Here is a 3,438-nt window from a genome sequence, read left to right on the forward strand (position 1 = left end):
TTATCAAACTTTAAAATCTTTAGAAGATAGTTTACCACAGTCCTTATTTATGAGAGTACATAGGTCTTATATTATCAATAAAAAAGAAGTCTCCTCTTTAGTCGGTAAGGATGTAACTATTAATAAAGTTAAAATTCCTGTAAGTGCTCGTTATTTTGACACTGTTAAAGAACAGTTGTTTCCCTAAAATCATCCGAGATTATCCTCATTTATTAAAATTTATTTTATGAAAATTTAATATGTAGGTTCATTCGCTGAAAACTCCCCTTCATTCACAGAAAGATTCTTTTTTATATTAAAATTTCAACGAATTTTGATTTGAATCCTTACTGATTTTAATAATCTCATGAAGTAATCTAATCAATATTAGCACAAGTTAAATTGTCTAATTACATCTAAATATAAAATGTTCTTATTAAGTTTTAAATTAAAATATCTTGTTACAATTCTTCCTTTGATATTAACTCAAGTCATATTTACAAAGAGTTATTCTCAAGAAAGTAAGGAAGAATTAAATATAGTTCTTGTTCCAAAATTTGGAGAAGATCATATTTTAAAGGACACTTGGTATATAACAGAAACTAAAGATTCTATTCAGATTTCTAAAATAAAATTCTACCTAACGGATTTTAAAATAGAATCTAAACGAGGTAAGGGTCAATCAATTAATAATAGCAATCATCTTATTGATGTTTTTGATAAAAACACGCTCAATATTGTTCTCTCGAATGTAGATATCAGCACTTGTAATGAGGTCTTATTTAATATTGGTGTAGAAGAAAAGATGAATACATCTGGGGCTTTGTCAGGAGATTTAGACCCTTCAAAAGGGATGTACTGGTCATGGCAAAGTGGTTATATCAATTTTAAAATTGAAGGTAAAAGTCCAAGTTGTGAAACTAGAAAAAATAAATTTCAATTCCATATTGGAGGTTTTCAAAAACCATTTACAACGACAAGACCGATAACTATACAGGCTAAATCTATAAAAAATAATACACTTACAATTGTTTTAGATTTTTCTAAAATCTTTAAATCAATAAATTTAAACAGCACAAATCAAGTTTTAATCCCTGGAAAAGAAGCCTTTGATTTAGCAGAAATACTACCCACTTTATTTTCTGTAGATGACTAAAATTATTAAAAATATCATTTTTTTAGCAAGCCTTTTTTTATGCTGTGGCTTTGTTATTATAAAAAATAAAGAGTTGCTATTTGATTATCCTGAATATTGGCCTAAGCCAGATTATAATTTTTCAAAATTGTCTATGACAGAAGACGAGTTTCAATTGGGAAGACAATTATTCTATGACCCCATATTGTCTAAAGACAATACTATTTCTTGTGCTTCTTGCCATTTACAAGCTACTGGATTTACTCACGTAGACCACGATTTAAGTCATGGTATTGAAGGGCGCATAGGAACAAGAAATTCTTTATCAATAATGAATTTGGCTTGGAATTCTTCATTTATGTGGGATGGTGGTGTAAACCATTTAGAAGTACAAGCCTTAGCCCCAATTTCTAGTGCTAATGAAATGGATGAGTCTTTAGAACACGTAGTTGAGAAATTAAATGCTTCAAAAAAGTATAATTCTCTTTTTTATAAGGTTCATAATGACAGTTTAATCACTGGTCAAAAAACCTTATTAGCATTAACCCAATTTTTAGTCATGCTAAATTCTTATAACTCTAAATACGACAAGTATATAAGAAAAGAAGTTGGAGGTGAATTTACAGAGCAGGAAAAAAATGGATTAAACATTTTTAGAAATAATTGTGCTTCTTGCCATAAAGAGCCTCTTTTTAATAGTAATGATTTTAAAAGTAATGGTTTAGCGGTAGATGCAACATTAAACGATTATGGAAGAATGATGATTACAAAAAATACAAATGATTCTTTAAAGTTTAAAGTTCCAACATTGCGCAATATCCAATTTACACAACCCTATATGCACGATGGTCGCTTTGAAACTATACAAGAGGTTATCACACACTATACTTCGGGAATTCAGCACAGCAAAACTTTGGCAAAAGAATTAGAAAACCCACTAGTATTAACTCATAGGGAAAAAGTGGATTTATTAGTTTTTTTAAGAACCTTAACAGATAAAGAGTTCTTATTTAATAAACGATTCTCTTATCCTAAAAATCAATAATTTAAAACCAAATACAATGAAAAAACAATTGCTAACTTTTATGGCTATAATTGCTTTTGTAAGCATTTCTTCAGCCCAAACAAATCCTATTATTACAGAATGGATTCAAAACACTACAGGCATAATTGGCCGTCATTATGTGGCAGGAAATTCTACTCCTATAGATGATTCTGTATTAGCCAATGTGCAATCTGTAGACTATTCTAATGATTGGTTATATGTAACAGCAACTGGTATTCCTGCGTACATTACAGGTCCTTTTCAAGATGGTAATCCTTCTTTAGCGGAAAACCAAAATGCTATTTACAAGTTCCCGCTAGTTCCTGCTGAAAACGAAGGAACAGCAACGGAAACCACTGCTGGTAATATTGGTGTGTTTGTTAATGGGGTATCTTTATTTGATTATAGAGATGGTGTAGCTTGGAATCCAAGTACAAATTCACTTTGTGGAGGACCTGGAAATCCTCCTTGTGGACCTCCAGGGACAGTATTGGATTGGAATCGCGATGCAATTCCAGCAGAAATGGCAGGTTTTGATTGTAATAAGGCACATCCAGCAATGGGTAACTATCATCATCATCAAAATCCAAGTGCATTCAATTTAGATTTAATGGTCTTGTCCGATATTTGTGATACCTATCCAGCAGATGGTTTGTATGTTATCGATATAAATGCGCATTCCCCTTTAATTGGATTTGCTTATGATGGTTTTCCTATTTATGGTGCCTATGCTTACGCCAATATAGATGGTACAGGTGGTATTGTAAGAATTCAGTCTAGTTATGAAGTAACTGGAGCCACTTCAAGAACAAATGGTCCAGATATGGATGCAACTTATTTTGATGGTTATTTTAGAGAAGATTATCAGTTTATTTCTCATGTTGAATCCTATTATTTAGATGAACATAATGGCCGTTTTGCAGAGACTCCAGAATATCCAAGTGGCACTTATGCTTATTATGCTACTGTGGATACAAACCATAATTCTACATACCCTTACGCAGTTGGACCAACTTTTTATGGAAATGTTGTAGCAGAAAATGTAACTTCTATAACAGAAACTACTACTAATTATGATTCTACTTTGAGTGTTGAAGGTTCTGAAGATGCTAATTTTGACTTTACAGTGTATCCTAATCCAGCCCAAAACTTTATTGCAATTCAATCCAATCTTTTGGATAAAAATTTAAAGTTAGAATTGATTAATGAGTTAGGTCAAGTTGTCCTGAAAAATGAAATTTTACAAGGAAGTACATTGAGTATTATGGAAACACATACG

The 3,438-nt window shown here is 31.3% G+C and carries 4 protein-coding genes; all 4 read left to right on the plus strand.

Annotation, left to right across the window (positions count from 1 at the left end):
- Positions 1-187, plus strand: a 187-nt coding sequence (locus CXF67_RS08780; RefSeq protein WP_145990419.1) for a LytTR family DNA-binding domain-containing protein, incomplete at its 5' end; no start/stop codon positions are given.
- Between the two features lie 219 nt (positions 188-406).
- Positions 407-1,135 (plus strand): MbnP family protein, encoded by a 729-nt coding sequence (locus tag CXF67_RS08785; protein ID WP_102088416.1) that lies wholly within the window; start codon positions 407-409, stop codon positions 1,133-1,135.
- Complete coding sequence (locus tag CXF67_RS08790) at positions 1,128-2,159, plus strand: cytochrome-c peroxidase (RefSeq protein ID WP_102088417.1); 1,032 nt, start codon at positions 1,128-1,130, stop codon at positions 2,157-2,159. Before CXF67_RS08785 ends, CXF67_RS08790 begins: the two co-directional genes overlap by 8 nt.
- Positions 2,160-2,175: 16 nt before the next feature.
- A partial coding sequence (locus CXF67_RS08795; protein WP_102088418.1) for a YHYH protein occupies positions 2,176-3,438 on the plus strand: 1,263 nt, incomplete at its 3' end.

The sequence above is a fragment of the Psychroflexus sp. MES1-P1E genome (assembly GCF_002836055.1).
Lineage (GTDB): Bacteria > Bacteroidota > Bacteroidia > Flavobacteriales > Flavobacteriaceae > Psychroflexus.

Bases quoted from the DNA above. Each gene is read 5' to 3' on its own strand.
- CXF67_RS08785 (WP_102088416.1), top strand. From the start codon at position 407: ATGTTCTTATTAAGTTTTAAATTAAAATATCTTGTTACAATTCTTCCT.
- CXF67_RS08790 (WP_102088417.1), top strand. From the start codon at position 1,128: ATGACTAAAATTATTAAAAATATCATTTTTTTAGCAAGCCTTTTTTTA.